The 26,909-nt window shown below is 58.4% G+C and carries 27 protein-coding genes and 2 pseudogenes (1 of these 29 running past the window's edge); 16 read left to right on the top strand and 13 right to left on the bottom strand.

All coding sequences use genetic code 11. From position 1 onward, the window contains the following. The 4 genes in view from hemG to pepQ are tightly spaced (at most 36 nt apart) and all read right to left on the bottom strand, a layout consistent with a single transcriptional unit that may run on beyond the window. Window positions 1-203: the 5' portion of a menaquinone-dependent protoporphyrinogen IX dehydrogenase gene (hemG, locus tag ACSMDR_RS20190; protein ID WP_436469480.1), read on the bottom strand. The gene continues 322 nt to the left of window position 1, outside the view; the window shows 203 of its 525 coding nt (coding positions 1-203); the start codon lies at window positions 201-203; the stop codon falls past the left edge of the window. A gap of 7 nt (window positions 204-210) precedes the next feature. Then, window positions 211-1,668 carry a TrkH family potassium uptake protein gene (locus ACSMDR_RS20195; RefSeq protein ID WP_436469481.1) on the bottom strand — a complete coding sequence of 486 codons (1,458 nt, stop codon included), beginning with the start codon at window positions 1,666-1,668 and terminating at the stop codon, window positions 211-213. Between the two features lie 36 nt (window positions 1,669-1,704). Beyond that, window positions 1,705-2,322, bottom strand: a complete 618-nt coding sequence (locus ACSMDR_RS20200) for a YigZ family protein (protein ID WP_436469482.1) — start codon at window positions 2,320-2,322, stop codon at window positions 1,705-1,707. After that, window positions 2,322-3,644, bottom strand: coding sequence for a Xaa-Pro dipeptidase (pepQ, locus tag ACSMDR_RS20205; RefSeq protein ID WP_436469483.1), 1,323 nt, complete (start codon window positions 3,642-3,644; stop codon window positions 2,322-2,324). Before pepQ ends, ACSMDR_RS20200 begins: the two co-directional genes overlap by 1 nt. A gap of 191 nt (window positions 3,645-3,835) precedes the next feature. On the opposite strand from pepQ, the gene ACSMDR_RS20210 reads away from it, so the two are divergent. The 6 genes from ACSMDR_RS20210 to ACSMDR_RS20235 all read left to right on the top strand — a co-directional run bounded on the left by ACSMDR_RS20210 (window position 3,836) and on the right by ACSMDR_RS20235 (window position 13,141). Further along, entirely contained in the window at window positions 3,836-5,794 is a 1,959-nt protein-coding gene (locus ACSMDR_RS20210; protein WP_436469484.1) for an acetoacetate--CoA ligase, read from the top strand. A 293-nt stretch (window positions 5,795-6,087) separates the two neighbouring features. Beyond that, the gene (gene fadB / locus ACSMDR_RS20215) at window positions 6,088-8,235 is read left to right on the top strand and encodes a fatty acid oxidation complex subunit alpha FadB (protein WP_436469485.1); all 2,148 of its coding nucleotides are present in this window, start codon (window positions 6,088-6,090) and stop codon (window positions 8,233-8,235) included. A 21-nt stretch (window positions 8,236-8,256) separates the two neighbouring features. Continuing rightward, on the top strand, window positions 8,257-9,420 hold the full coding sequence (fadA, locus tag ACSMDR_RS20220) for an acetyl-CoA C-acyltransferase FadA (RefSeq protein WP_436469486.1): 1,164 nt from the start codon (window positions 8,257-8,259) through the stop codon (window positions 9,418-9,420). Between the two features lie 245 nt (window positions 9,421-9,665). After that, window positions 9,666-10,388, top strand: coding sequence for a response regulator (locus ACSMDR_RS20225; RefSeq protein ID WP_005903824.1), 723 nt, complete (start codon window positions 9,666-9,668; stop codon window positions 10,386-10,388). 67 nt (window positions 10,389-10,455) lie between these two features. After that, window positions 10,456-11,898 carry an ATP-binding protein gene (locus ACSMDR_RS20230; protein WP_005903826.1) on the top strand — a complete coding sequence of 481 codons (1,443 nt, stop codon included), beginning with the start codon at window positions 10,456-10,458 and terminating at the stop codon, window positions 11,896-11,898. A gap of 4 nt (window positions 11,899-11,902) precedes the next feature. Then, the gene (locus tag ACSMDR_RS20235; protein WP_436469487.1) at window positions 11,903-13,141 is read left to right on the top strand and encodes an ABC transporter substrate-binding protein; all 1,239 of its coding nucleotides are present in this window, start codon (window positions 11,903-11,905) and stop codon (window positions 13,139-13,141) included. Between the two features lie 66 nt (window positions 13,142-13,207). On the opposite strand, the gene ACSMDR_RS20240 is transcribed toward ACSMDR_RS20235, so the two are convergent. After that, a complete protein-coding gene (locus ACSMDR_RS20240) occupies window positions 13,208-13,390 on the bottom strand; it encodes a hypothetical protein (RefSeq protein ID WP_005903828.1) in 183 nt (60 codons plus the stop codon). A 171-nt stretch (window positions 13,391-13,561) separates the two neighbouring features. Between ACSMDR_RS20240 and tusA the strand changes: the two genes are divergently transcribed. Further along, on the top strand, window positions 13,562-13,807 hold the full coding sequence (gene tusA / locus ACSMDR_RS20245) for a sulfurtransferase TusA (protein WP_005903830.1): 246 nt from the start codon (window positions 13,562-13,564) through the stop codon (window positions 13,805-13,807). A 25-nt stretch (window positions 13,808-13,832) separates the two neighbouring features. Continuing rightward, the gene (locus ACSMDR_RS20250; protein WP_436469488.1) at window positions 13,833-14,177 is read left to right on the top strand and encodes a RidA family protein; all 345 of its coding nucleotides are present in this window, start codon (window positions 13,833-13,835) and stop codon (window positions 14,175-14,177) included. A 112-nt stretch (window positions 14,178-14,289) separates the two neighbouring features. Here ACSMDR_RS20250 and ACSMDR_RS20255 read toward each other — a convergent pair whose 3' ends face one another. From ACSMDR_RS20255 to ACSMDR_RS20270, 4 genes are all read right to left on the bottom strand, one after another. Further along, window positions 14,290-14,946, bottom strand: a complete 657-nt coding sequence (locus tag ACSMDR_RS20255; protein ID WP_436469489.1) for an OmpA family lipoprotein — start codon at window positions 14,944-14,946, stop codon at window positions 14,290-14,292. A 192-nt stretch (window positions 14,947-15,138) separates the two neighbouring features. After that, window positions 15,139-15,381: a hypothetical protein gene (locus ACSMDR_RS20260; protein WP_436469490.1), complete on the bottom strand. Its 243-nt coding sequence runs from the start codon at window positions 15,379-15,381 to the stop codon at window positions 15,139-15,141. A 114-nt stretch (window positions 15,382-15,495) separates the two neighbouring features. Continuing rightward, window positions 15,496-15,741: a hypothetical protein gene (locus tag ACSMDR_RS20265; protein WP_040319215.1), complete on the bottom strand. Its 246-nt coding sequence runs from the start codon at window positions 15,739-15,741 to the stop codon at window positions 15,496-15,498. 82 nt (window positions 15,742-15,823) lie between these two features. Beyond that, a complete protein-coding gene (locus tag ACSMDR_RS20270; protein WP_436469491.1) occupies window positions 15,824-16,393 on the bottom strand; it encodes a DNA-3-methyladenine glycosylase I in 570 nt (189 codons plus the stop codon). A 222-nt stretch (window positions 16,394-16,615) separates the two neighbouring features. Here ACSMDR_RS20270 and glyQ point away from each other — a divergent pair, with 222 nt between their 5' ends. The 3 genes from glyQ (at window position 16,616) to ACSMDR_RS20285 (ending at window position 20,406) form a co-directional block, all read left to right on the top strand. Then, complete coding sequence (gene glyQ, locus ACSMDR_RS20275) at window positions 16,616-17,545, top strand: glycine--tRNA ligase subunit alpha (protein ID WP_005903839.1); 930 nt, start codon at window positions 16,616-16,618, stop codon at window positions 17,543-17,545. Between the two features lie 9 nt (window positions 17,546-17,554). After that, window positions 17,555-19,624 carry a glycine--tRNA ligase subunit beta gene (gene glyS, locus ACSMDR_RS20280; RefSeq protein ID WP_436469492.1) on the top strand — a complete coding sequence of 690 codons (2,070 nt, stop codon included), beginning with the start codon at window positions 17,555-17,557 and terminating at the stop codon, window positions 19,622-19,624. Window positions 19,625-19,752: 128 nt separating this feature from the next. Continuing rightward, complete coding sequence (locus tag ACSMDR_RS20285) at window positions 19,753-20,406, top strand: hypothetical protein (protein WP_201944838.1); 654 nt, start codon at window positions 19,753-19,755, stop codon at window positions 20,404-20,406. Here the strand turns inward: ACSMDR_RS20285 and ACSMDR_RS20290 are convergent. Beyond that, window positions 20,350-20,961: a biosynthetic peptidoglycan transglycosylase gene (locus tag ACSMDR_RS20290; RefSeq protein WP_436469493.1), complete on the bottom strand. Its 612-nt coding sequence runs from the start codon at window positions 20,959-20,961 to the stop codon at window positions 20,350-20,352. The two genes, ACSMDR_RS20285 and ACSMDR_RS20290, sit on opposite strands and share 57 nt — an antisense overlap. 281 nt (window positions 20,962-21,242) lie before the next feature. Between ACSMDR_RS20290 and ACSMDR_RS20295 the strand changes: the two are divergent. From ACSMDR_RS20295 to ACSMDR_RS20315, 5 genes and pseudogenes are all read left to right on the top strand, one after another. Beyond that, window positions 21,243-21,758: pseudogene (locus ACSMDR_RS20295) on the top strand (transposase); the annotation flags it as partial. 92 nt (window positions 21,759-21,850) lie between these two features. After that, window positions 21,851-21,985, top strand: a pseudogene (locus ACSMDR_RS20300) (alpha-amylase family glycosyl hydrolase); the annotation flags it as partial. A gap of 91 nt (window positions 21,986-22,076) precedes the next feature. Continuing rightward, on the top strand, window positions 22,077-23,027 hold the full coding sequence (locus ACSMDR_RS20305; protein ID WP_436469494.1) for a transposase: 951 nt from the start codon (window positions 22,077-22,079) through the stop codon (window positions 23,025-23,027). Window positions 23,028-23,321: 294 nt separating this feature from the next. Next, a complete protein-coding gene (locus ACSMDR_RS20310) occupies window positions 23,322-23,798 on the top strand; it encodes a DM13 domain-containing protein (protein ID WP_005900527.1) in 477 nt (158 codons plus the stop codon). Window positions 23,799-24,100: 302 nt separating this feature from the next. Continuing rightward, window positions 24,101-24,328, top strand: a complete 228-nt coding sequence (locus tag ACSMDR_RS20315; protein WP_436469495.1) for a putative periplasmic lipoprotein — start codon at window positions 24,101-24,103, stop codon at window positions 24,326-24,328. A 115-nt stretch (window positions 24,329-24,443) separates the two neighbouring features. Here ACSMDR_RS20315 and ACSMDR_RS20320 read toward each other — a convergent pair whose 3' ends face one another. The 3 genes from ACSMDR_RS20320 to ACSMDR_RS20330 all read right to left on the bottom strand — a co-directional run bounded on the left by ACSMDR_RS20320 (window position 24,444) and on the right by ACSMDR_RS20330 (window position 26,902). Next, window positions 24,444-25,124, bottom strand: a complete 681-nt coding sequence (locus ACSMDR_RS20320) for an ArsR/SmtB family transcription factor (RefSeq protein ID WP_436469496.1) — start codon at window positions 25,122-25,124, stop codon at window positions 24,444-24,446. A 24-nt stretch (window positions 25,125-25,148) separates the two neighbouring features. Next, window positions 25,149-25,529, bottom strand: a complete 381-nt coding sequence (locus ACSMDR_RS20325; protein WP_436469497.1) for a hypothetical protein — start codon at window positions 25,527-25,529, stop codon at window positions 25,149-25,151. Between the two features lie 161 nt (window positions 25,530-25,690). Next, complete coding sequence (locus tag ACSMDR_RS20330; RefSeq protein WP_436469498.1) at window positions 25,691-26,902, bottom strand: aromatic amino acid transporter; 1,212 nt, start codon at window positions 26,900-26,902, stop codon at window positions 25,691-25,693. Window positions 26,903-26,909: the final 7 nt, after the last annotated feature.

Consider the following 26,909-nt stretch of genomic DNA (forward strand, 5'->3'; position numbering starts at 1 on the left):
AAGCTGAGCAGGCTAGGGTGGAAATGGCCATAACGGATCGACGCTCCGATCAACACCTTCTTGAACTTGCTAAGGTTGCACATGGGCAAGCTGTGCAGATCATGCATGACAACCTCACATCCCGGCATTTCCTCCAGCATGACATCAATGATTTTTCGGGTTTGGCCATCCCTAGAGGAATAAAGCACCAAAATCTTATCCATACCTACCTCAACTACGCCAGAATGCAGGGGTTAACAGTACCAGAAGTGTAAAAATTTCCAATCGACCAAACAACATGGCGATGATCATGATCCATTTTGCTGCATCCGTGGTATTGGCAAAGTGAGGAGCCACCTCGCCCAGTCCTGGTCCCAAGTTATTGAGTGAGGCCACCACGGCGGAGAACGCCGTCAGCTCATCCATGCCCGTTGCGATCAAGCCCAGCATGCAGAGGATGAAAATGGCGGCATAAGCGGCAAAGAATCCCCAGACAGCCTCTATCACCCGCTCGGACAGCGCCTTATTACCCAGTTTTATCCGGTAGACGGCCCGGGGATGGACGAGGCGCTTCAGTTCTCTCATTCCTTGCAGATGCAGCAACATCAATCGTACTACCTTGATGCCGCCACCAGTACTGCCGGCACAACCGCCCACAAAGGAAGCGAGCATCAGCAAGATCGGCAGAAACAGCGGCCATTCGGAGAAACCTGTGGTGCTGTATCCGGCCGTGGTCGCAATGGAAACGGACTGGAATAGCGCATGGTCCAGCGTCTCTCCCCAGCTGTCATAACTGACATGGCGCATCAGTACCAGGAAGCAGATCAGGGTCAGCCCCAGTTGCAGGGCAATGAACACCTTCACCTCGGGGTCCTTCAGATAGACATAGAGGCGCATGGGTCTGTGAGCGAAAGCCGCAAAGTGCAGGGTGAAGTTCACTCCGGCAACCATGAGGAACAGTACCGTGATGAGGTTGATGGCACTGCTATTGAAGTAGCCAATGCTGGCATCGTGGGTCGAGAAACCACCGATGGCCACGGTGGAGAAGGAGTGGCAGATAGCATCGAACATGGTCATGCCTGCCATCCAGTAGGACAGGGCGCAACTGAGGGTGATAAAGAGGTAGATATACCAGAGCGCCTTGGCGGTCTCAGCGATGCGCGGCGTCACCTTGTTATCTTTGACGGGTCCCGGGATCTCGGCACGATAGAGCTGCATACCGCCTATACCAAGGATGGGCAGTATGGCGACCGCCAGTACTATGATGCCCATACCGCCAAGCCACTGCAGCAGTTGGCGATAGAACAGGAAAGCCTTGGGCAGCTCATCGAGCCCGGTGAGCACAGTCGCTCCCGTGGTGGTGAGCCCGGAGAAAGATTCAAAGAAGGACTCTGACACGCTCATGTCCGGCACTTCGCCCAACATGAAGGGCAGCGCACCAACACTGCCGAGCACAGTCCAGAACAGCACGACGATGAGGAACCCCTCTTTCGACCTCAGCTCTTTCTTATGATGCCGATTGGGAAACCAGAGCAGCAGACCAAGCAGCAGGGCAATAAAGAATGCACTGACAAATTCGGAACCGCCGCCATCCCGATAACCGAAGGCGACCAGGGCCGGCAGCAGCATGGTGGAGCTGAACAACGCCACCAGCAGGCCAACGATGCGGATAATACTCAGAATGTGCATGCAGGCCCCGTCTCGGCAATAAAACAGCGATGGATTCTAGCCATCTATGGACTGCAGAGATACCCGTCCGTGCGTTCTATCGGTCAGCATCTGGTTTACCTGCTGCCAATCAGTGCAGGCCCAGTCGACTTCAAGCCGCACCCGCTGACCATAATCCGACTGGCATACTTGCCCATGGTGGCTCAGCAACAGGGCATCAATCACCCCCATGTCGCTATAGTCGCACTCGATGAGTGAGGCGCGCAGGGCCACCTTGTGCCGGGTGGTGAGCGCCTTGAGTGCAGTGCCCACACCGCCGCCATAGGCTTTGACCAGACCTCCGGTACCGAGCAGGACGCCACCATAGTAGCGCACCCCCACGGCGGCTATCTCGCCAACTCCGGATCCCATCAGCTGGGCCAGCATGGGTTTGCCGGCGGTGCCAGAGGGCTCGCCATCGTCGCTAAAGCCATAGACCTGGCTATCCTTGGGCGCCCCGGCCACGAAGGCCCAGCAGTGGTGGCGCGCCGCCGGATGGGCCCGACGCACCTCCTCTATCCAGATTTTCGCTGCGGCGACCGTTGGCGCATGGGCAAGCAAGGTAATGAAACGACTCTTCTTTATCTCCTCGCTCACCTCGACCCCGGTCATGGGTACAGGATAACCAGACTCCATCAGAGTCCGGCCTGTCTGGTGAGATTCTCCACCCCATGGCTGTGCAGCACTATGTTGTCCTCGATACGGATGCCGCCAAACGGCCGCAATGCCTCTACCTTGTGCCAATTGACCCGCTTGCCCTGCTCACTGCTCTGCAGAGGTTCGAGCAGGCTGTCAATGAAGTAGAGACCGGGTTCTATAGTGAATACCTGACCTGGCTCCATCATCCTGGTGCAACGCAAGTATGGGAACTGTTCGGGGGCAGAAAGATGGGTGCCACGTTCATCCTGCATGAAGCCACCCGCATCATGGACCTGCAAGCCGAGGAAATGGCCAAGACCATGGGGAAAGAAAGCATTGGTAACACCGGTGCCTATCATCTCATCCACCGACATATCGACCAGCTCGACCGATTGCAGCAACCGCGCCAGCCTGTGATGCATCAACTGATGCAGCTCGGTATAGCGGCGTCCCGGTTTGACTTCGTCGATGATGGCCTGCTGTTGCTCGTCCATGGCGGCGATCAGGTCGGCAAACTCACCGCGACGCCAGGCCCAGGTGCGGGTGATGTCCGAGGCGTAACCGTGGAAATCCACTCCGGCGTCGATCAGGAAGGAGTGGCGATCGACATCGGCCACCCGCTGATGGGAGAGCTGGGTATAGTGCAAGATGGCGGCATTGCGGTTGATGGCAACTATGTTGCCGTAAGGCGCCTCATTGGCTCCCTGTCCGACGGCTTTCATATATGTCAGATTGATCTCGAACTCGCTCGCCCCCGCCATAAAGGACTCCTTGGCGGCAATGTGACCACGCACTCCGAGTCGATTCGCCTCGCGCAGGCACTCCAGTTCGTAATCTGTCTTGTAAGCCCTGTGATAGTGCAGATAGTTGAGCACGGCCTCTGGATTGGGTTGCGTCAACCCCAGCAGCTCCGCTACCTCGAGATGCCCCCCCAGATAAGCCCATGTCTGCTTGTCGGCGGGCAGGTGGTCGGCCACCTGTTCCGGCCGGGTCAGAAAACGAATATCGAAGAAGTCGACCCAGAAGGCACTGGGCAGATCCGCCACCTTGTGCCAGAAATCCACCGGCCGATAGAACAGCAAGATGGGCTTGCTTACCCCATCCACCAGCAGCCAGCAGTGGGGGTTGTCCAGCACAGGCAGCCAGGCCTTGAAGTGGGGATTCACCTTGAAGGGGTAATCCTGATCATCGAGGAAGATGCGATGGGTCTGGCCGGCATGTATGGCCAGGCCGCTGAGCCCCTGCTGCTGCAATATGTCGCGGGTACGGCGCTGCAAGGTCTCGATGTGCTGGGCGAAAAGTTGGCTGTAACTGCTCATGGCATCCTGCTCCGACATGGTTGTTAACCCAGCATAACATCAAGCTAGAGGTGCCTCGACCCGTCAACCCCCAGGTTCGTGAGGTAAAGCATGAGTGACAGGGCATTTGTTATTAAAAGCAAACCCGGCATTAACAAATAAAAAACAATTCAATACACTGCCGATAGACACATGCAGTCAGGGACTACTCAATGCACAACCGCCGCCTGTGGCAACCGGACCAGGCCAGGATCAGCCAATCCAACCTTCATCAGTTCATGGGCGAGGTCAATCGCTTCCATGGCTTGCAGTTGCAAACCTATGCCGAGCTCTATCAATGGTCGGTGGAGAAAACCACCCGCTTCTGGCCCCTGGTGTGGCAGCACTGCGGCGTCAAGGGGGAGCTTGGCAACATAGTGGCGGAAAATCGCCAGACCATGCAGCACGCACGCTGGTTTCCGGACAGCCGACTCAACTTCGCCGAGAACCTGCTGCGTCGCCAGGACGAGAGTCCGGCCATCATCGCCAGCCTGGAAGGCAGTCAGCGCCGCACGCTTAGCTGGCGTGAACTGGGGCAGCAGGTCGCCAGTCTGGCTCAGTGGCTGCGTGGTCAGGGCATTGGCAAGGGCGACGTGGTTGCCGGCTACCTGCCCAATATTCCGGAAGCGCTGGTTGCCATGCTGGCCGCCACCAGTCTGGGGGCTATCTGGACCTCCACCAGCCCGGACTTCGGTGAAGCCAGTGTGGTGGAACGCTTCGGCCAGACTCGGCCCAAGGTGCTGTTTGCAGTCGATGGCTATCGCTATAACGGCAAGGCGGTCGATATCCAGGACAAGGTCGCCAAGGTGGCCTGTCAGCTCGACCATCTGGAACATCTCATCCTGATCCCGCTGCTCGGTCTGACGCCGAATCATGCCGGGGCCGACAACCTCCCCCGTCAAGACTGGCATCAGCTACTCGCCAGCCAAGAGGGAGCCAGCCTGCGCTTTGAGCCCATGGCATTCAACGATCCTCTTTATATCCTCTATTCATCCGGCACCACCGGCAAACCCAAGTGCATAGTGCACGGCATAGGTGGCACCCTGCTCCAGCATCTCAAGGAGCACCAGCTGCACTGCGACATCAAACCGGGGGAACGGGTGTTCTACTTCACCACCTGCGGCTGGATGATGTGGAACTGGCTGGCAAGTGCGCTGGCTTCCGGGGCCACCCTGGTGCTCTATGATGGCTCGCCCTTCTACCCTGATGGCAATGTGCTGTGGGATCTGGCCCGGGATGAGGAGGTCTCACTCTTTGGTACCTCGGCTAAATATCTGGATGCCTTGCACAAGCAGGGCTATGCCCCGATCAATACCCACAAGTTGCCCCACCTGCGGCTGATTTGCAGCACGGGCTCAGTGCTCTCCCCTGAGGGATTCGACTACGTCTACCAACAGATAAAACAGGATGTGCAACTCAGCTCCATCTCCGGCGGCACCGATATCTGCTCCTGCTTCGTCATCGGCAACCCCATCAGCCCCGTCTATCGTGGTGAGAGTCAGGGCCGCGGCCTGGGACTGGCGGTACAGGTATTCAACGACGCGGGCCAGCCGGTGCAGGGGGAGAAGGGCGAGCTGGTCTGCACCAAGCCCTTCCCGGCCCAACCTGTCGGTTTCTGGGGCGATGAGCATGGCGACAAGTACCACGCCGCCTATTTCGATCGCTTCGACAACATCTGGTGCCATGGCGACTGGATTGAACTGACCGACACTGGTGGCATTCTCTTTTATGGCCGCTCCGATGCCACCCTCAACCCCGGTGGCGTGCGTATCGGCACCAGCGAGATCTACCGTTATGTAGAACAGCTCGATGAAATAGAGGAGAGCATCGTCATCGGCCAGCAGTGGCAGCAGGACGAACGGGTAGTGCTCTTCGTCAAACTAAAGGCAGGAGTGAAACTGGACGAATCGCTGTGCGAACGTATTCGCCAGCAGGTGCGACAGCACTGCACCGCCCGCCATGTCCCCGCCCGCATCCTGCAGGTCGATGCCATTCCCCGTACCAAGTCCGGTAAGATAGTCGAACTGGCTGTGCGAGAAGTGGTGCACAACAGACCCGTCAACAACACCCATGCCCTGGCCGATCCCGATGTCTTGAATCAGTATCGCAACCGGTCTGAGCTAGCCTGCTAGTGGCCTCGGCATTCATTGTTCAGCCAGAAGCACAAGGGGCTGAGTCCATACCGAAATTGGCCGATTAGCCAGGTCTTCCTGCCCGGTTTCTCCCTAGCGGCGCCTTCATGGCGCCGCTTTTTTTGCCTAACTTAGAGCCGGATCACGGCCAAGAGCTTTTACTCAAAGACTGTTAAACAAATGTTTTAAATAGGTGTTGAAATTGTCACTCTTTGGATCAATAGTGAGCCTCGCCCCCTGCTGGGGAGAAAGGAGCCAAGCCCCCCACCGCGTGGGAACAAGGAGACACTCTCATGATCTACCAAGGCGAAACCCTGTCGGTCAGCTACCTCGAACACGGCATTGCCGAACTGAGGTTCGATGCCCCGGGTTCAGTCAACAAGCTGGATCGCGCCACCCTGCTCTCACTGAGCGAAGCGATAGCCGCATTAAAGCAACAAGCCGATTTGAAGGGTCTGATCCTCACCTCTGGCAAAGACGCCTTCATCGTCGGCGCCGACATCACCGAATTTCTGGAACTGTTTGATCTGCCGCAAGAAGACTTGCTCGGCTGGCTGAAAAAGGCCAACGACATCTTCAGCGCCATCGAAGATCTGCCGGTGCCGACCCTCTCCGCCATCAAGGGCCATGCCCTGGGCGGCGGCTGCGAGACCATACTCGCCACCGATTTTCGTCTGGCCGACACCAGCGCCAAGATTGGCCTGCCCGAGACCAAACTCGGCATCATGCCGGGCTTTGGCGGCACAGTTCGTCTGCCGCGCCTCATCGGCGCCGACAACGCGCTTGAGTGGATTACCACAGGCAAGGATTACCGTGCCGATGACGCCCTGAAAGTAGGTGCCGTCGATGCCGTGGTCGCGCCAGAGGCATTGCACAGCGCCGCCGTGCAGATGATGAAAGATGCCATCGCTGGCAAGCTGGACTGGCAGAGTCGTCGCGCCGCCAAGAAGGCCCCGCTGCGTCTTTCCAAGCTGGAAGCAATGATGAGCTTCAGCACCGCCGCCGGCATGGTTGCCGCCGTGGCGGGCAAGCACTATCCAGCCCCCATGACCGCAGTCAAAGCCGTCGAGGCCGCCGCCGGCATGAGCCGCGACGAGGCCCTCGTCGTCGAGGCCCGAGGTTTCATCAAGCTGGCCAAGACCGACGTCGCCAAGGCGCTGGTCGGCATCTTCCTCAATGATCAGCACATCAAGGCACTGGCCAAGAAGGCCGCCAAGCAGGCAAATAAGGCCACCAGCCATGCCGCCGTGCTGGGTGCCGGCATCATGGGGGGCGGCATCGCCTACCAGTCCGCCAGCAAGGGCATTCCGGCGGTGATGAAGGATATCAACGAGAAGGCGCTGGCGCTGGGCATGAATGAGGCCACCAAGCTGCTCAACGGCCAGCTAGAAAAGGGCCGCATCGACGGCATCAAGATGGGCCAGGTGCTCTCCGCCATCACCCCGACCCTCAGCTATGACAACGTCAAGCATGTGGACGTGGTGGTCGAGGCCGTGGTCGAGAACCCGAAAGTGAAGGCGGCCGTGCTGAGTGAAGTGGAAGGCGTGATCGGCGACGACGCCGTGCTCGCCAGCAACACCTCCACCATCCCCATCTCCCTGCTGGCCAAGAGCCTGAAGCGCCCCGAGAATTTCTGCGGCATGCACTTCTTCAACCCGGTGCACCGCATGCCACTGGTGGAGATCATCCGCGGCGAGCAGACCTCGGACGACACCATCAACCGCGTGGTGGCCTACGCCGCCGCCATGGGCAAGTCCCCTGTGGTGGTCAACGACTGCCCGGGCTTCTTCGTCAACCGGGTGCTCTTCCCCTACTTCTTCGGCTTCAACAAGCTGGTTGCCGATGGCGCCGACTTCGCCGCCGTCGACAAGGTGATGGAGAAGGAGTTCGGCTGGCCCATGGGCCCCGCCTACCTGCTGGACGTGGTCGGCATCGACACCGGCCACCATGCCGGTGATGTCATGGCCCAGGGTTTCCCGACTCGCATGAGCAAGGAGGGTCGTACCGCCATCGACGTGATGTACGACGCCAGCCGCTTCGGTCAGAAGAACGGCAAAGGTTTCTACGCCTACGAACAGGACAAGAAGGGCAAGCCGAAGAAGGTGGCCGACGCCGCCAGCTACGAGCTGCTGGCCCCCATCGCCAAGGCGAAACAGGAGTTCGACAAGGACGCCATCATCGCCCGCATGATGATCCCCATGATCAACGAAGTGGTGCTCTGTCTGGAAGAGGGCATAGTCGCCACGCCGGCCGAAGCCGACATCGCGCTGGTCTACGGTCTGGGCTTCCCTCCCTTCCGCGGCGGCGTGTTCCGCTATCTGGACACCATAGGTCTGGACGCTTACGTGGCCCAAGCCGACCAGTATGCCGACTTGGGCCCGCTCTACCGCGTCAGCGACAAGCTGCGTGACATGGCCGCCCAGGGCAAAACCTTCTACTGATTGCGCAAAGGAGATCCATTCATGAAAGACGTAGTCATTGTCGACTGTATCCGGACCCCCATGGGCCGATCCAAAGGCGGGGCCTTTCGCAACGTGCGGGCAGAAGATCTCTCCGCGCACCTGATGAGCTCCATCCTGCTGCGCAACCCCAACCTCGACCCGAACGAGATTGAGGATATCTACTGGGGCTGCGTGCAGCAGACCCTGGAGCAGGGCTTCAACATCGCCCGCAACGCCGCCCTGCTGGCGGGGATCCCCAAGCAGGTAGGCGCTGTCACCGTCAACCGCCTGTGTGGCTCCTCTATGCAGGCGCTGCATGATGCTTCCCGTGCCATCCAGGTGGGTGATGGGGACATCTTCATCATCGGCGGCGTCGAGCACATGGGCCATGTGCCCATGAGCCACGGGGTCGACTTCCACCCCGGCATGGCCAAGACCGTGGCCAAGGCCTCCGGCATGATGGGGCTGACCGCCGAGATGCTCGGCAAGCTGCACGGCATCAGCCGAGCGCAGCAGGACGAGTTTGCCGCCCGCTCCCATCGCCGCGCCTATGCCGCGACCGTGGAAGGACGCTTCGCCAGGGAGATAGTCGGGCTGGAAGGCCATGACGCCAGCGGTGCCCGCTTCTTCTACGACTACGACGAAGTGATCCGCCCGGAAACCACAGTCGATGTCTTGAGCCAGCTTCGCCCGGTATTCGACCCGGTCAACGGTACCGTCACCGCGGGCACCTCTTCGGCCCTGTCCGACGGTGCTTCCGCCATGCTGCTGATGAGTGCGGATCGCGCCAAGGCGCTGGGCCTGACCCCCCGCGCCCGGGTACGCGCCATGGCAATCGCTGGTTGCGACGCCGCCATCATGGGTTATGGCCCTGTGCCTGCCACTCAGAAGGCGCTCAAGCGCGCCGGTCTGACCATGGCAGACATCGACCTGGTCGAGCTGAACGAGGCCTTTGCCGCCCAGTCCCTGCCCTGTGCCAAGGATCTGGGGTTGCTGGAGGTGATGGACGAGAAGGTCAACCTGAACGGCGGCGCCATCGCCCTGGGTCACCCGTTGGGCTGCTCCGGCGCTCGCATCTCTACCACCCTCATCAATCTGATGGAGGAGAAGGATGCCACCCTGGGTCTGGCCACCATGTGTATCGGTCTGGGTCAGGGCATCGCCACCGTATTCGAGCGAGTGTGATTTAAACGCCCGGGATTTTTCGGGTTCCATGAGTAAGTAGCGTCCGGCGGCGCCATCACACGGGATGGCACCCAGCAGTCGGAACCATGCGCTTGGCCGTCCCGTTTGGGTCGGCCTTTTTTCGTTTATTGCGACAAAACGGTGGCGATAATGCCCCTAACCTCACATTAGATAGGGGGTTTGCTTGCTTTTTGCTCCCCCGACAGGTTCAATCTGCACAAAAAAATGGGTGGATGCACATACATATGTCAACGAGCAAACAACTGCTGATCGTCGATGACGACCAAGAGATCCGCGAACTGCTCAACGAATACCTGACCCGGGCCGGCTTTCAGGTATTGATGGCGGCGGAGGGCAACGAGATGCGCCAGCAGCTCAGTCGTCACAACCCTGATCTCATCATACTGGACATCATGATGCCCGGTGATGACGGCTTTACCCTCTGCCAGCAGATCCGCCGCGACTCCCAGGTGCCCATCATCATGCTGACCGCAGCCTCCGACGAGGCGGATCGGGTGATCGGCCTCGAACTCGGTGCCGACGACTACATCGCCAAGCCGTTCAGCCCCCGCGAGCTGCAAGCCCGCATCAAGGCACTGCTGCGCCGCGCCGAATTCCGCCAGCCGGAAAAAGAGAAAGAACCGAGCCGCCGTTTGCAGTTCGCCGAGTGGACCCTGGATACCCTGAGCCACCAGCTGACCCATGGGGATGGCAGCCTGCTGGACCTTTCCGGCAGCGATTTCGTGTTGCTCAACATGTTTTTGCAGCAGCCGGGCCAAGTGCTCGACAGAGATACCATCTCCGATGCCACCCGTGGCCGCGAGAGTCTGCCCATGGAGCGCGGTATCGACGTGCAGATCAGCCGTCTGCGCCAGAAGCTGGGTGACAACGGCAAGAGCCCGCGCATCATCAAGACCATACGCGGCAGCGGTTACATGCTGATCGCCGAAGTACACGAGCTGCCATGAGGGGAGCCGTGGCCCCTGCGCCGCGATCAGCCGGGACGGCAGATCGCCCGTCTCTTGGAATGACGTCATGATGGGCCAACTCTGGCGGGTGCTGGTGCCCCGCTCCCTGCTGTCGCGCATGCTGCTGCTGTTGCTGCTCGCCATACTGCTCTCCCAGACCATACTCACCGGGATCTGGATGCAACAGATCCAGAAGCGGGAGCTGGAAGGCATGCTCAGCACCACCCGCAACCTGGCGCTGTCGGCCGCCTCCACGGTCAACTTCTTCAAGTCCCTGCCCCTGCAATATCGCCATATCGCCCTGGATCAGCTGCGCAACATGGGGGGCAGCCGCTTCTTCGTCTCATTGAACGAAGAGGAGATAAAGATCAGCGCCATCCCGGACAGCGAGCGCAAGACGCTGGTATTGAACGAGGTGCAGGGGGTGCTCAATCGCAAGCTCTCCGATGCCATGGTGATCAAGGTGGATTTCTCCCGTCCCGACGATCTCCATGTGTTCAACAACGATACCCTGCTGGCAGACCTGCCCTCCTCCTGGGCCCGCTACACCCTCTCCCTGGAACCCATCAACCCCCCGGTGCTGGTAACCCAGATAGAGATAGAACCGGGAGAGTGGCTCTATCTGGCCGCTCTGTTGCCCGCCCCCTACATGACCCTCGACGATACGGTGATGCCGAGCAACCAGGTGCGCTTCATCGCCCTGATGACGGTCTTCCTCTGCTTCTTCACCTTCTTGCTGGTACGCTGGCAGACTCGGCCCCTGCGCCGTCTCGCCAAGGCGGCGGTCAACCTCGGCAAGGACATCGATCAGCCCCAGCTCAAGGAGGAAGGTGCCTCCGAGATAGTGGCGGCCACCCGCGCCTTCAACATCATGCAACACCGTATCCGCCGCTACATCGATGACAGAGAGCGGTTGTTCAGCTCCATCTCCCACGATCTCAAGACCCCCATCACCCGGCTGCGGCTGCGGGTCGAACTGCTCGATGACGAAACCCAGATCGCCAAGTTCAGCAAGGACCTGGACGAACTGGAGTTGATGGTGAAGGGGGCGCTGCAGACGGTGAAAGAGACGGACATTCACGAAAACATCGAACTCATCGACGTCAACGCCATGCTGGAGCAGATGGCCGAGGCCATGAATCTGCATGATGAACGGCTCATCATAGAGGGTCAGTGCAAATGGCCCTATCGGGGCAAATCCCTCGCTCTCAAGCGTTGCATCGGCAACCTGGTGGACAACGGCATCAGATACGGCCAACAGGTACGCATCATCGTCATGGATGACGAGGAGATGCTGATCCTCTTCATCCTGGACCAGGGTCCGGGCCTGCCGGACGATCAGTTCGAGCGCATCTTCGAACCCTATGTCCGGCTCAGTCAGGATCAGGCTGGAACGGGCTTGGGGCTGGGTATCGCCCGTAACATAGCCCACGCCCACGGCGGCGATCTGGTGCTGGAAAATCGTCCCCAGGGCGGCCTGCAGGCCACCCTCTCCCTACCAAGGCAATGATCCCATGAAGTGGTTCTCTCTCTCTCTGTTCACCCTGGTGTCCCTGCCAGCACTCGCTTCTCAGGTCGAGGTATTGCACTGGTGGACCTCAGGTGGCGAGGCCAAGGCGGTGACTGAACTCAAATCCGAGTGGGCGGCCCTTGGCAATCAATGGAATGACTTCGCCGTCCAGGGTGGCGGCGGCAAGAGCGCCATGACGGTATTAAAGAGCAGAGCCCTGGCCGCCAACCCGCCGGAGGCGGCGCACCTCAAGGGTTATGAGCTCAAGGAGTGGGCCGGGCTCGGTTTCCTGCGCGATCTCAGCCCCATGGCCGAGCACCTCGGTTGGTATCCCCAACTCCCCCCCATGGTGCGCGAGACCCTGAGTCAGAACGGCGCCTTGATGGCGGTGCCAACCGGCATCCACCGCGTCAACTGGCTGTGGATCAACCGCAAGGTGTTCGAGCGCCTCGAGCTGGCGCCACCGACCGACTGGAACCAGTTCGTGGGGGTGGCCGAGCAACTCAAGGCGCAAGGCATCACGCCGCTGGCCATTGGCAACGAAGGTTGGCAACTGACAGTGCTGTTCGAGGCGGTGGCGCTGGGCGAAGGTGGGGTGGATTTCTATCGCAAGGCCTTCCTCAAACAGGATGAGGCGACCCTGACCGGCCCTGACATGGTGCGGGTACTGTCGCGCTTCCACCAGTTGCGCGCCTATGTGCCACACCGTTTTACCGGCCTGAAATGGCACCAGGCCACCAGCCAGCTGGAGACCGGCGAGGCCGCCATGCAGATCATGGGGGACTGGGTAAAGGGGGAGCTGAGCGCAGGCAACTACCGACCAGGGGAAGATATCGAATGTCTGCCGAGCCCCGGTAGTCAGGGACTGTTCAGTTACAACATAGATTCCATCGCCATGTTCAAGCAGCGGGATCCGGCCCAGACCCAGGCTCAGGGCGAGCTGGCCCGGCTGCTGATGACCCCGCACTTCCAGCAAGCCTTCAACCGGATCAAGGGCTCGATTCCGGCGCTGATCAATCCGGACATGAAGAGCTTCGATCGCTGCGCCATCAAGGCATATCGGGATTTCAAGATTGCGGAGCAGAAAGGAACCCTGCTGCCCAGCATGGCGGAGGGGATGGCCACTCCGACCAATACCCGCCAGGCCATCATGGATGTGCTGAGCAACTACTTCAACGATGGCCGGGCCAATGCCGAGCAGACTGCCCAGCACCTGGCCCGGGCGATCCGCTCGACGCGCTGAGGTGCCCGCAGACATAAACAAGGCGAGCCATGCTCGCCTTGGTCGATATACCCAGCAGGAGCTGAGTCAGAGGTCCTCTTCGTCATCCTCGTAGTAGTCGCTCAGCTCAATCCAGAGCCCCAGTCCGATCATCACCATGGCGCCAAACCAGGTGCCGGTATTTCCTATCGGGCTGCCCAGCACTATCATGGAAAACGCTAGGAACCCCATGGCCGCATAGGCCTGCAATCTGCCTTGTGACTGGATCATATTCATACCTCCTTGTTGAATATGGTGCATTTTTTATATTACTCGTCAGGCCACGGCAGCATAGAGTCAGGATGAACTTTGGTATCATCCACTGACATTAGTGCTGCAAGTTTGATTATTTTTTAGCCTTGGGTATCATTGGCAGCGAATTAGGTTGAAGGTTGATTATAGATGAGTGATTTATTCTGCGACGCAAACCATGAACTGGATGCAATCGGGCTTCGCTGCCCGGAACCCGTGATGATGGTGCGCAAGCGCGTCCGCACAATGGCTCAGGGTGAGACCCTGCTGGTCAGCGCCGACGACCCCTCCACCACCCGTGACATTCCCAGCTTCTGCCGCTTCATGGATCACACCCTGATCGCCAGCGAGACAGAACAGCTGCCCTATCGCTATCTGATCCGCAAAGGTTCATAAGCCCGCTTGCCTCTAGGAGCACCCTATGACGATTACCCGAATCGGCACCACGGCCCGTTGGTCTGATGTTGTCATCCACAACGGTACCCTCTACGTGGTGGAAGTCCCCGCCAGCGTCGAGGCCGACATCCACACCCAGACCCGCGAAGTGCTGGCCAGCCTCAAGCAGCTACTGGAGGCCAACGGCTCCGGGGTCGACAAGATCCTGATGGCCAACATCTACCTCAAGGACATTGGCGACATTGCCGCCTTCAACGAGCAGTGGGATGCCTGGATCCCGGCTGGCACGGCGCCGGTACGCGCCTGCGTCCAGGTCGAACTCGCCAACCCCGGCTACAGAGTCGAATTGCAGCTGACTGCCGCCGCCTGACCCGAGACGGAGTGCCTGCCACGCTACGCAAAAAAAACAAGGCCCCGCCAGATTGGCGGGGCCTTGTTTTTTTACTCTGCTCAGCCGAATGAAACCGGCAATGGCAATGCTGTCAGGCTGTCGGGGTCAGGGTGATGGTCACCCGACGGTTCTGGGCCTTGCCGGCAGCGGTGCTGTTGGTGGCGACCGGCTGATCCGGACCCACACCGCTGGTGGCGATGCGGCTGCCGGTCACGCCTTGACCAATCAGCTGGGCGGCGACGGCATCGGCACGCTGGGCGGAGAGCTTCATGTTCAGCTCGCGGGAGCCGGAGCTGTCGGTGTGACCGACCACGTTCAGGCGGGTCTTGTCGAACTCGGCAACCACCATGGCCACGCCGGACAGAGTGTTGGCACCGGCCGCTTTGAGCTGGGCGCTGGCGCTGTCGAAGGTGACGTTGTTCGGCATGTTGAGGATCAGCTGATCACCGCTGCGGGTCACGCTGACGCCAGTGCCTTGCAGCTTCTCGCGCAGCTTGGCTTCCTGCACATCCATGTAGTAACCGATGCCGCCACCCAGGGCGGCGCCAGCGGCCACGCCAGTCAGTATGCCCTTCTTGCGATCACCCTTGCTGGAAGAGAGCGCACCCACGGCAGCGCCGGTGGCGGCGCCGGCCAGCGCACCCCAGGCGGACTTGCCGGTCTGCTGCTCGCCCGTGTAGGGGTTGGTAGTACAGCCGGTCATGACAACGGTCAGTACAAGCGCAGGAACAAGTTTCTTGAAATGCATGGTAAAAAACCTCTGAAAAAATGACTCAAGCCGAGCGGCCGCGTATTCTACCTCAGAGGGACGCCAGAGTGTGACGTGCTCATATCACCAATATGAACAAGGGGGCCTGAGCCCCCTTCTATTGCGATCATGACAAGCTCAACCCGCCATTTGCATCCCCTGCCACCGACGGCGATGGCGATGGCGATGGCATCAGTATTTGATGTCACGGGCCTTGTCGCGCCCTTCCTGCTTGGCGTCACGGTGGTCCTGACGGCAATCGGCATTGCCGACCAGGCCTTCACGACACTCCTGCTTGGCATCGCGGGAGTCCTGGCGGGTATCCTGACGCATATCACGGGCTTCACGCCGCTCCTGAGCCTGCTTGGTGGCCTGGGCAGGCAGCGCAGTCAACAAGGCTGTGGCGGCAAGCAGCATCAATACGGACTTCTTCATGATGACTCCTTAACTGAACGAAACGCACCGACTTGGCGTGTCTTGATTTTATACCCGAATCGGGATGGCAGCCGCTCGGGCGGCGCCTCCCGGTTGTTCATCGAAGCTCAACGTTCAGTGTTTGACGTCACGAGCCTTCTCGCGAATGTCCTGCTTCACCTCACGCTTGTCCTGACGGCATTCGTAGTTGTCCTTCTGATCGTTCTCGCGGCAATCCTGCTTGACGTCGCGAACCTCGGGACGCACCTCCTGGCGCAGCTCGCGGGAGTCCTGACGATCGGTCGCCTGGGCAGGTAGCACGGAGCAAACGGCCAGGATCACACTGCCGATAACGAGTGGAAGAAATGAGTTCGGTGACATGGGGATACCCTAGTGATGAATACCCCAATTTTGAGCAGATCTTACTGTATGCCTGCTGTACCGGGCTGCGAAAAATGGCTGGCTACCCCTGCTGGCAACCGGCGTGACAGGGGCAGGTCACAAGATGATCGTTCACCATGCCTACCGCCTGCATGAAGGCGTAGCAGATGGTGCTGCCGACGAAGGTGAAGCCGCGTTTCTTGAGCGCCTTGGACATGGCATCCGACTCCGGCGAGGTCGCCGGAATGTCGCCGTTGCCCTGGCGCTGGTTGACCATGGGGGCACCGCCGACGAAGCCCCACAGAAAATCGGAAAAGTCGATCCCCTGCTCCTGCAACGCCAGATAGGCGCGGGCGTTTTTGATGATCGACTGCACCTTGAGCCGGTTGCGGATGATGCCTTTGTCCTGCATCAGCCGCGCCACATCCTGCTCGTCGAACCGGGCGATCAGCACAGGATTAAAGTCGGCATAGGCGCGATGGTAGCTGTCTGTGCGCTTGAGAATGGTTATCCAGGAGAGCCCCGCCTGCTGGCCATCGAGGCAGAGCTTGGCAAACAGTTCGATGGGATCCCGTACCGGTCTTCCCCACTGTTTGTCATGGTATTCAATGTATTCGGCATCCTTGGTGACCCAGGCGCAGCGCAGTTCCATTAATTGATCTCCCCTTGTTTTGTCCACTCCCCGGGCACGCCCGACCGGCATCTTCCCGCGCCTGCATCATGGGGTCAACCCTCCGGGCCAGCCAGGCCCGGCGCACTGCCACCCCATGAATCCACTGTAATTTCGCCTATTATCCGACCATGCCAGACGGTATACTCCTTCGGTTAACATTCAGCAAATCTTGCTCTGATTTCATTTCGCGCGAAGAACATTATGCAAAAATTCGATGTCAAAACCTTTCAGGGCCTGATCCTGCAGCTGCAGGACTATTGGGCTCGCCAGGGCTGTACCATTATTCAGCCGCTGGACATGGAAGTGGGTGCCGGTACCTCGCACCCCATGACCTGCCTGCGTGCCCTGGGTCCTGAGCCCATCGCCTGCGCCTACGTGCAACCGTCCCGCCGTCCGACCGACGGCCGCTACGGTGAAAACCCGAACCGCCTGCAGCACTACTACCAGTTCCAGGTGATCATCAAGCCTTCCCCCGACAACATCCAGGAACTCTATCTTGGCTCCCTCAAGGAGCTGGGTGTGGATCCAGAGGTGCATGACATTCGCTTCGTGGAAGATAACTGGGAAAACCCGACCCTGGGTGCCTGGGGTCTGGGCTGGGAAGTGTGGCTCAACGGCATGGAAGTGACCCAGTTCACCTACTTCCAGCAGGTTGGCGGCCTGGAGTGCAAGCCGGTCACCGGCGAGATCACCTACGGTCTCGAGCGTCTGGCCATGTACATCCAGGGCGTGGACAGCGTCTATGACCTGGTCTGGTCCGATGGCCCGCTGGGCAAGACCACCTATGGCGATGTCTTCCACCAGAACGAGGTGGAGCAATCCACTTACAACTTCGAACACGCCGATGTGGAGTTCCTGTTCCACTGCTTCGAGCAGTACGAGAAAGAGGCCCAGCACCTGCTGGCCCTGGAAAAACCGCTGCCGCTGCCCGCTTATGAGCGCATTCTCAAAGCTGGTCACACCTTCAACTTGCTGGATGCCCGCAAGGCCATCTCGGTCACCGAGCGTCAGCGCTACATATTGCGCATTCGTACCCTGACCAAGGCCGTGGCCGAGGCCTACTACGCCTCCCGCGAAGCGCTGGGTTTCCCGATGTGCAAGCGCAGCGACGAAGAGAACAAGCAAGGTTAAGGAACGGACATGGCACAACATACTTTTCTGGTAGAGATCGGCACCGCCGAGCTGCCGCCCAAGGCCCTGCGCTCTCTGGCCGAAGCCTTTGAAGGCAACCTCAAGAGCGAACTGACCAAGGCCGACCTGGCCTTCGGCGACGTCGAGTGGTTTGCATCACCGCGCCGCCTGGCGCTGAAGGTACACACGCTGGCCAGCGAACAACCGAGCAAGAGCGTCGAGAAGCGCGGCCCGGCCGTCTCCCAGGCGTTCGATGCCGACGGCAAGCCGACCAAGGCTGCTGAAGGCTGGGCCCGTGGCAACGGCATCACAGTTGCTCAAGCCGAGCGTCTGGTCACCGACAAGGGTGAGTGGCTGGTTCACACCGCCAAGGTCGAAGGTCGTCCGGCGCGCGAGCTGCTGGGCGAGCTGGTCGCCTCCGCACTGGCCAAGCTGCCCATCCCCAAGATGATGCGCTGGGGCGACAAGACCATCCAGTTCGTGCGTCCGGTCTTCACCGTGACCCTGCTGCTGGATGGGGATCTGGTTCCCGCTCACATTCTGGGTATCGACTCCGCCCGCACCATCCGCGGTCACCGCTTCATGGGCGAGCCCGAGTTCACCATCGACAACGCCAGCCAGTACCCGCAGATCCTGCTGGAAAAAGGCAAAGTGGTTGCCGACTTCATGGCGCGCAAGGCCAAGATCAAGGCTGACGCCGAAGCGGCCGCTGCCGCCTTCGGTGGCGTTGCCGATCTGGACGACGCCCTGCTGGAAGAGGTCACCGCATTGGTCGAGTGGCCGGTCGTGCTGACCGCCAACTTCGAAGAGAAGTTCCTGGCTGTTCCGGCTGAGGCGCTGGTTCACACCATGAAGGGTGACCAGAAGTACTTCCCGGTCTACGACAAGAACGGCAAGCTGCTGCCCAAATTCATCTTCGTCACCAACATAGAGTCGAAAGACCCGAGCCAGATCATCAGCGGCAACGAGAAGGTGGTTCGCCCCCGTCTTTCTGACGCCGAGTTCTTCTTCAAGACCGACCTCAAGCAGACCCTGGCCTCCCGCCTGCCGCGCCTTGAAACCGTGCTGTTCCAGCAACAGCTGGGCACAGTCCGGGCCAAGGTCGAGCGCATCGAGACCGTCGCCGGCTTCATCGCCGAGCGCATCGGTGCCAACGTGGCTCAGGCCAAGCGTGCCGGCCTGCTCTCCAAGTGTGATCTCATGACCAACATGGTCGGCGAGTTCGCCAGCACCCAGGGTGTCATGGGGATGCACTACGCCCGTCACGATGGCGAAGACGAAGTGGTGGCTGTGGCCCTGAACGAGCAGTACATGCCACGCTTCGCCGGTGATGCCCTGCCGTCCGCGCTGGAAGCCTGCGCCGTGGCGCTGGCTGACAAGCTCGACACTCTGGCCGGCATCTTCGGCATCGGCATGCTGCCCAAAGGCGACAAGGATCCCTTCGCCCTGCGCCGCGCCGCCATCGGTGCCCTGCGTATCATGACCGAGAAGCAGCTGGATCTGGATCTGGTTGAACTGGTGGAAGAGGCGGTTCGCGTCTACGGCGACAAGCTTACCAATAAGAATGTCGTCACCGACGTGGTCGACTTCATGCTGGGCCGCTTCCGCGCCGCCTATCAGGACGAAGGCATCAGTGCCGACGTGGTGCTGGCCGTGCTGGCCCGCCGCCCGACCCGCCCTCGTGACTTCGACGCCCGCGTCAAGGCCGTCAGCCACTTCCGCACTCTGGATGCCGCCCTGGCACTGGCCGCCGCCAACAAGCGCGTCAGCAACATCCTGGCCAAGGTCGAAGGCGAGTTGCCGACTGCCGTCAAACCGGAACTGCTGCAGGACGCAGCCGAACAGGCGCTGGCCACCCAGGTTGCTGCCCTGCAAGCCGAACTGGCCCCGCTGTTCGCTGCCGGTGATTATCAGGCCGCCCTCACCCGTCTGGCCGCCCTGCAGGGGCCCGTCGACACCTTCTTCAACGAGGTGATGGTGATGGCCGACGACGAGGCCCTCAAGGCCAACCGTCTGGCACTGCTGAACAACCTGCGCAACCTGTTCCTGCAAGTAGCGGATATCTCCCTGCTGCAGTGATTTTGGTTGAGTAAGTGATATAAAAAACGGCGCCGTTAAGGCGCCTTTTTTTTGAACACTTTATGATATTGAATATACGTTTAACTAAAGATATAGTGTTCAAAATATAATTAGGATGAGCCGTAAAGATGGAACTAGCAAATATAATCGTGAGCTTTTTTCTAACCGGTGTCGTTGGTCTATATGTATCAAGTCGCTTCCAAGAGAAGAACTTTCTACATCAAATAAAGACTAATCGTTCAGAGCGAGAAATTGATAAGCTGCGTGAAATAGCTAAGTCATTAGAAAAAATGTCTGGCGAGCGCATTTATTATAGCCGTCTGCTTCTCGACTCTCTGGCTGATAAAGAATTTAAAAAAGATAGTGATACATTACAACAAGCTAGAGAAGAATATAAAAAGGCTAAAGACAATTGGAATGAAAACTTAAACCCTTTATTCATAGAGCTTTACAGCATTGATATGTATGACTACGCTAGAGATATTGAAAGAAATATTCATGATAACTTTAGATATGCTCACAATTCGATTTACAAATTAATAAAAGACGGTCACTCTATAGACTCTATAATTTCGGGTAAAAGACATCTTGATTCTGCTTTTACAGAAACCAGAAGAATATCTTCAGAAATCATTAAACACTCCAATAGTCGTTGGAAACAGATTATGGATGGCGATACTGAAGCTTTGGCCGAGCATAATCTAACAAAAGCTTCAACTTGGACTCTATTTCGAGCCCTCTTCAACAAGAACCCGAACGCTCTGCGCATAAGACGCTCTTGATTTAACAATTTCAAACCATTCATTTTTTGGATTTAAAGGCTTTGGTCTCAATAACATAGCTGCAATAAATGCACTTTCATCCTTTTCTAGCATAGACAGATCTTTATTAAATAGTACATTTGCTGCTTTTTCTGCACCTATGAGACGAGAGCCAAAAAAAGCATTTTTTAAGTAGCAGCGTATTATTTGTTTTTTTGTGAAATGAAAATTGACCAGCCAAGACAGTAGCGTTTCATATAACTTTCTATATATTGTCATATCTTTAAATTCGGTAATGGTTCTAACCATTTGCATATCTATAGTACTAGCACCTCCATGTTTTTTTCTTCGTATTTTCTTGATCAACTCTCTTGCAGATGCCTTGATATCAAAACCACAATGACTCACAAATCGACGGTCTTCCAAGGCCATCACATAATGCTCTAGTTCGGTAAACCCCCCATACTTATCTGACTCGCACATTTTATGTGAAATAGATAACAGGTCTCTGTTTAAATCAATTAATAGATTTCTGAATCTTCTATAATGTCGAGTATTAAATGGTTGGGCAGTCATATTTATAACCTGTTATCACACGCATGATATAAATGAGTCTTATATTACTTCACAGATTTATTAAAAACAATCAGTTACACCTCATAGAGATAGAGTTAACCATCACATAAACTAGCTTGTATAACTCATAGAATCACGAAACCTGTAGGTTCGATTAGCCGTCAGGCGTAATCGGGCGTTCGCGTAAATCAAAAAAGCTGGGACACCCATCTAATCCCTGCTTTGACAACTCACTCCCTCTCCACTTTCCTTAAACCGAGAGACCCAAGGGGAGAGCCGCCATGACCATCGCCCGTTCACGCCAGATCAGCCTCGCCGATACGCCTTACTACCACGTGGTCAGCCGCTGTGTTCGGCGTGCTTTTCTCTGCGGCCAGGATGATCATTCCGGCCAAAGCTACGAACACAGACGCCAATGGGTTGCCGACAAGCTAGGCCAGCTGTCGCAGGTCTTAAAAGCTGCCATCGGCATCTGCGCCTATGCCGTGATGAGCAATCACTATCATCTGGTACTCAAGGTACAGGTCAACATTGCCCATAAATGGAGTGAACGGGAGGTGGCTGAACGCTGGTCCCGTCTGTTTCAGTGGCCCTTGCTGGTGCGGCGCTGGCATCAGGGAGAAGAACTAATAGCACCCGAGCTGGACCTTGTGCACCAACTGATAGCCCAGTGGCGGGAGCGCCTCTATTCCATCAGCTGGCTGGTGCGCTTGCTGAACGAGTCGCTGGCCCGCCAGGCCAATCAGGAAGATGGCTGCAAGGGCCACTTCTGGGAGGGACGCTTCAAAAGCCAGGCCCAAAAAAGCTGGGACACCCATCTAATCCCTGCTTTGACAACTCACTCCCTCTCCACTTTCCTTAAACCGAGAGACCCAAGGGGAGAGCCGCCATGACCATCGCCCGTTCACGCCAGATTAGCCTCGCCGATACGCCTTACTATCACGTGGTCAGCCGCTGTGTCCGGCGCGCCTTTCTCTGCGGCCAGGATGATCACTCTGGCCAAAGCTACGAGCACAGGCGCCAAAGACAAGCTGGGACACCCACCTAATCCCAGCTTTGACAACTCACTCCCTCTCCACTTTCCTTAAACCGAGAGACCCAAGGGGAGAGCCGCCATGACCATCGCCCGTTCACGCCAGATCAGCCTCGCCGATACACCTTACTACCACGTGGTCAGCCGCTGCGTCCGACGCGCCTTTCTCTGCGGCCAGGATGATCATTCCGGCCAAAGCTACGAACACAGACGCCAGTGGGTTGCCGACAAGCTGGGCCAACTGTCGCAGGTCTTTGCCATCGGCATCTGCGCCTATGCCGTGATGAGCAATCACTATCATCTGGTACTCAAGGTACAGGTCAACATTGCCCATAAATGGAGTGAACGGGAGGTGGCTGAACGCTGGTCCCGTCTGTTTCAGTGGCCCTTGCTGGTGCGGCGCTGGCATCAGGGAGAAGAACTAATAGCACCCGAGCTGGACCTTGTGCACCAACTGATAGCCCAGTGGCGGGAGCGCCTCTATTCCATCAGCTGGCTGGTGCGCTTGCTGAACGAGTCGCTGGCCCGCCAGGCCAATCAGGAAGATGGCTGCAAGGGCCACTTCTGGGAGGGACGCTTCAAAAGCCAGGCCCTGCTTACCGAGTCAGCGCTGCTGGCATGCATGACCTATGTTGACCTCAACCCCATACGGGCGGGCATCGCCACCACACCGGAGGAGAGCGACTTCACTAGCATCCAACAACGAATTGAACAGAAAGCTGATTCAGCCACATCAGCCCCCTTGCTGTTGCCTTTTGCAAGGGAAGGAAAGCCCGGAGAACTCCCCTACCGTTTTTCCGATTATCTGGTTCTGGTGGATTGGACAGGACGAGCGATTCGTCTGGATAAGCATGGCTATATCCCGCACCATCTCGCACCTGTACTCCAGCGCCTGGGCATAGAAGAGGGGCAGTGGTTGGGGCAAGTCACCCTGTTTCGGCGCCTCGGTATTCGGGCGATTGGCGACAAGCTTTGCTGCCAGCGCTACGCCGCCCACTGTGGCCAGACACGATGTTACCAACCAAGCCTTTGATATCTGAAAACATCGCGAGTTCACCAGCAAACCATCGATGACGCTGTACAGACACTGATTACCAAATAGCAGACACTGATGTCCGATCAGGCTCACAACTCTTACTCCCACGGCTTCCCTAAATCAGCCTACGTACATATGGGTCTTTCAGGTTATCCGTCATTTCCCATCAGGTGGGTGTCCCAAGAACGCATCCCAATAACGCCCTCTCCGCATTGTCCCCGCATCGGGGATGGGCATCAGCCGCCGTCGCTGGTAGGGTATACGCCTCTATTCATCACCGACTGAGGCGTTATGCAACGCAAGACCTTGGCCCTGCTGCTGGCCACTCATCTGCTGGTTGGGGGAGCGGGATTTGTCGCCGGCATCTATGTCCTGCCCATTCTGATAGCGCCTGCCGCACCGAGCAGTGCACAGGTGGTGGCCAGTCAGCAACAGGCAATCTTTCACGGCACCTTTCGCCGGGATCTGAAAGACAGCGACCGACTGCACTGGGGCGAAGGCAAGGTGAGCATTGGGCCCGCCGCAGTCAGTCTGATGGGCCAGCTGGCGCCGGGGCCCGATTACCAACTCTATCTGTCGCCGGAATTTGTCGAAACCGAGGCGGACTTTGCCCGCCTGAAGCCACAGATGGTGCACGTGGGGCCGGTTAAGACCTTCGACAACTTCATAGTACCGATCCCTGCTACCGTCGATCCGGCCCACTACCGCAGCGTGATCGTCTGGTGTGAAACCTTCGGCCAGTTCATCAGCGCCGCTCGTTACCGCTGATACCGGATTCTGGCAGACCCTCTAAGCACAATTAGCGCAGCGTAATCGAATTTCCGCAACATTCGCTCTGATGCTTATTTCAGGGGGGAGATGTCAATATGCTGCCCCGGCAGATACTGACTCGATGGCAGGGAAATAATGTTTTCTACGCCTTCATTCAGCCCCAGTCAATATCTGCAACTCATGGGTCGATATAATGGTGCCATATCTGTCATTAAATTAATTGGGATGGCTGCCGAGCCAAGCGATAAATCAACATATTGGCAACATCTATCATATGTATCACTTTAAAGGGCATCTGCATGAAACGTCATCTTATCGTTATAGGCGCCATTTTCGCACTGAGCGCCTGCTCTTCCACTCCCAATAGTGAATATATGAAAGATGGCGCATCCGAATCCCAACGTGTCGATGCGTTATCCGAATGCCAATATCAGGTGAAGCTCAACAAGATCGAGGATGAAGAGCAGGAAGAGCTGATCAACCTATGCATGCAAGGCAAAGGCTTCCGTCTGACCCCTATGGAATAACCCTGCATTCCCGTCTGAATAAATCTCCGCTCAAAATAAAAAGCCCCAAATGATGACTCTCTTTGGGGCTTTCACTTTACTGTTGCCGCAATCCCCTCACCAAAGCCATGGCTCGTCAGAACGCGACGCCTAGCTGTTGTTGCAGCAGCCGCTGCCCCTTGGCGGTCAGGGTCAGCTCGCGGCTGTCCAGCCCACGCACCAGCCAGCCCTTGGCCAGCATATGATCGAGCAGACGGGCACCGAGCTGGCCGCCAAGATGCATGCGCCGCTCGCTCCAGTCGAGACAGTGACAGGCGAAGGGGCGCTTGCCACTCGCCACGCAATCGATGCCAAGCTGACCGAAATGCTGCTCCCCCTGTGGGGTCAGTCCATAGCCGTCCGCCAGCAGCCAGCCTTGGGCCATCAGACCGTCATGGAGCCTCACCCCCAGCTCGCCCGCCAAGTGGTCATAACAGCTACGGGCGAAGCGCAGCCGCTCCGGAGTCTTGCTCCTGAGTGCACCGGCTCCCATGTCGACCAGCCCCATCAGCTGCTCCACCACCTGCGCCACCTCATGGCTCGCGATGCGGTAGTAGCGATGCTTGCCCTGCCGGACGCAGGCCGTCAGCCCCTGCCGCTGGAGCCGGGCCAGGTGACTGCTGGCGGTTGAGGCCGACACCGCGGCCACCAGGCTCAGCTCGGTCGCCGTCCAGGCGCGTCCATCCATCAGGGTGCACAACATGCGGGCTCGACTGCCATCGGCGATGGCGGCCGCCACCTGTGCCAATCCTTGTTCCAGGCTCTTCTGCTCGCTCATCTCGCTCCTCTCTGCTTGCCGCTGTCACTGCCACTCGGCCGTGGCCCTGCGGGCCTTGTCGATGTCATCGGTGACCAGGATCAGCTGATTGGCATGGTCGCTGTACAGGGTGATGATGTTGACCGAGGCATCCCCCAAGGCGCTGCAGATGGCCCCCAACTGGCCCGGCACCTCCTGCTTCAGGCGGCGCACCAGCACATCATGCACCGCCACCACCTGCAGACCCGCCTGCTCGGCGGCCCGGGCCGCGCCGACGCCGTCCTCCACCAAAAAATGAGCATGACCGGCTCCGCCCATGGTGAACATGCCACCCCCTTCCAGGCTGACACCGGCCCGCCCCATCAAGACCCCGAACAGCCCCAGTGTGCCCGGGTTATCTGGCAGCATCACGTGAATATCGTACATCCCTGACTCTCCTTGGCGATAAGAGCCCACAGATTAGTGCCGCTGCCAGGGCAACGCTTCGATGGCGGGCGAAGTGTCCTCACTCGCCCATGCTGGCCACAGCAAAACGGCGCCCGAAGGCGCCGTTTCTCTATATCCGCTCGACTCGCGAGGGCGGTCGATCAGCCTGTGTAGACCGGCAGCAGACCCGCCATATTGAGCATGTGGAAGACGGCGGTCAGCACTCCGAACAGCAACACACCCGCTATCACCGGCAGGCCGCCCGGCACCCGGAAACCGCCACCCTTGCCACTCTTGCGCACTTTCCAGGCCAGCAGCGCAGGTATGATGCAAGTCCAGAACGTTGCCACGGCGCCGGCGTAGCCGATGGCCATCAGGAAGCCGAACGGGAACAGCAGGGAGAGCAGCAGCGGCGGCAGGAAGGTGGCAGCCCATGACTTGGCGCGACCCTGGCGACTGTTGTCGAACTTGAACAGATCCGCCAGATAGTCGAACACCCCCAGACCCACCCCGATGAAGGAGGAGAGAATGGCCGCCATGGAGAAGAGGTTGAGGGCGTTGGCCACCGCCTCCGACTCGATGACCGAGGCCAACGCCTTGAGCAGCACATCGACGTTGCCGCCTTGCGCCACCACGGGGCCGAACTCGCTGCGCGGCAGGTTGCCGAACACGCTCACCAGCCAGACGATGTAAAACAGCAGGGCAATGGTGGTACCGCCCAGGATGGCGTAACGGGCACGGCGCTCCTCACCGTAGTAGGCGCGCATGGAGGAGACCGAATGGTGATAACCGAACGAGGTCAACGCCACCGGCAGCATGGCTAGCGCATAAGGCGCGTAACTGGCGTGCTGGCTCAGGGTATCGAACAGCATTGTCGGCTTGATGTTGAGCGACAGCCCAGAGATGCCGAACACGAAGCTCAGCCCCATGGATATCACCAGCACCACAGAGATGCGATCCACCGCCCGGGTTGAATGCCATACCAGCAGCGAGAAGCAGAGGGTGAACAGTATGGAGGCCCACTGGCTGCCAATGCCGGTCATGCCGTCTATGATGAGCCCCGCCGAGGTGATGTAGGCGTAGAGCAGTATGCCGCCGACGAAATAGACGGTGAGGTTGTTCAAGGCATTGACCTTGTCCCCCAGCAGCTCCCGGGTCACGGTATCGAACGACACGCGCAGCGGATAGTCCTGGTAGGATTCGAGCAGCAGCCAACCGGAGATGGTCATCACCATCATAGTCAGGGCAATGGCCAGGATGGACCAGATGGTCCAGGCGCCCGCCCCGGCACTCGGCAAGCCCAGCATGCCGGCCCCCACACAGACGCCGGCAATGATACATGCCCCGCCCACCAAAGATGGTTTCTGTCCCATTTACTTC

Source organism: Aeromonas molluscorum (genome assembly GCF_051376105.1).
Lineage (GTDB): Bacteria > Pseudomonadota > Gammaproteobacteria > Enterobacterales > Aeromonadaceae > Aeromonas > Aeromonas molluscorum.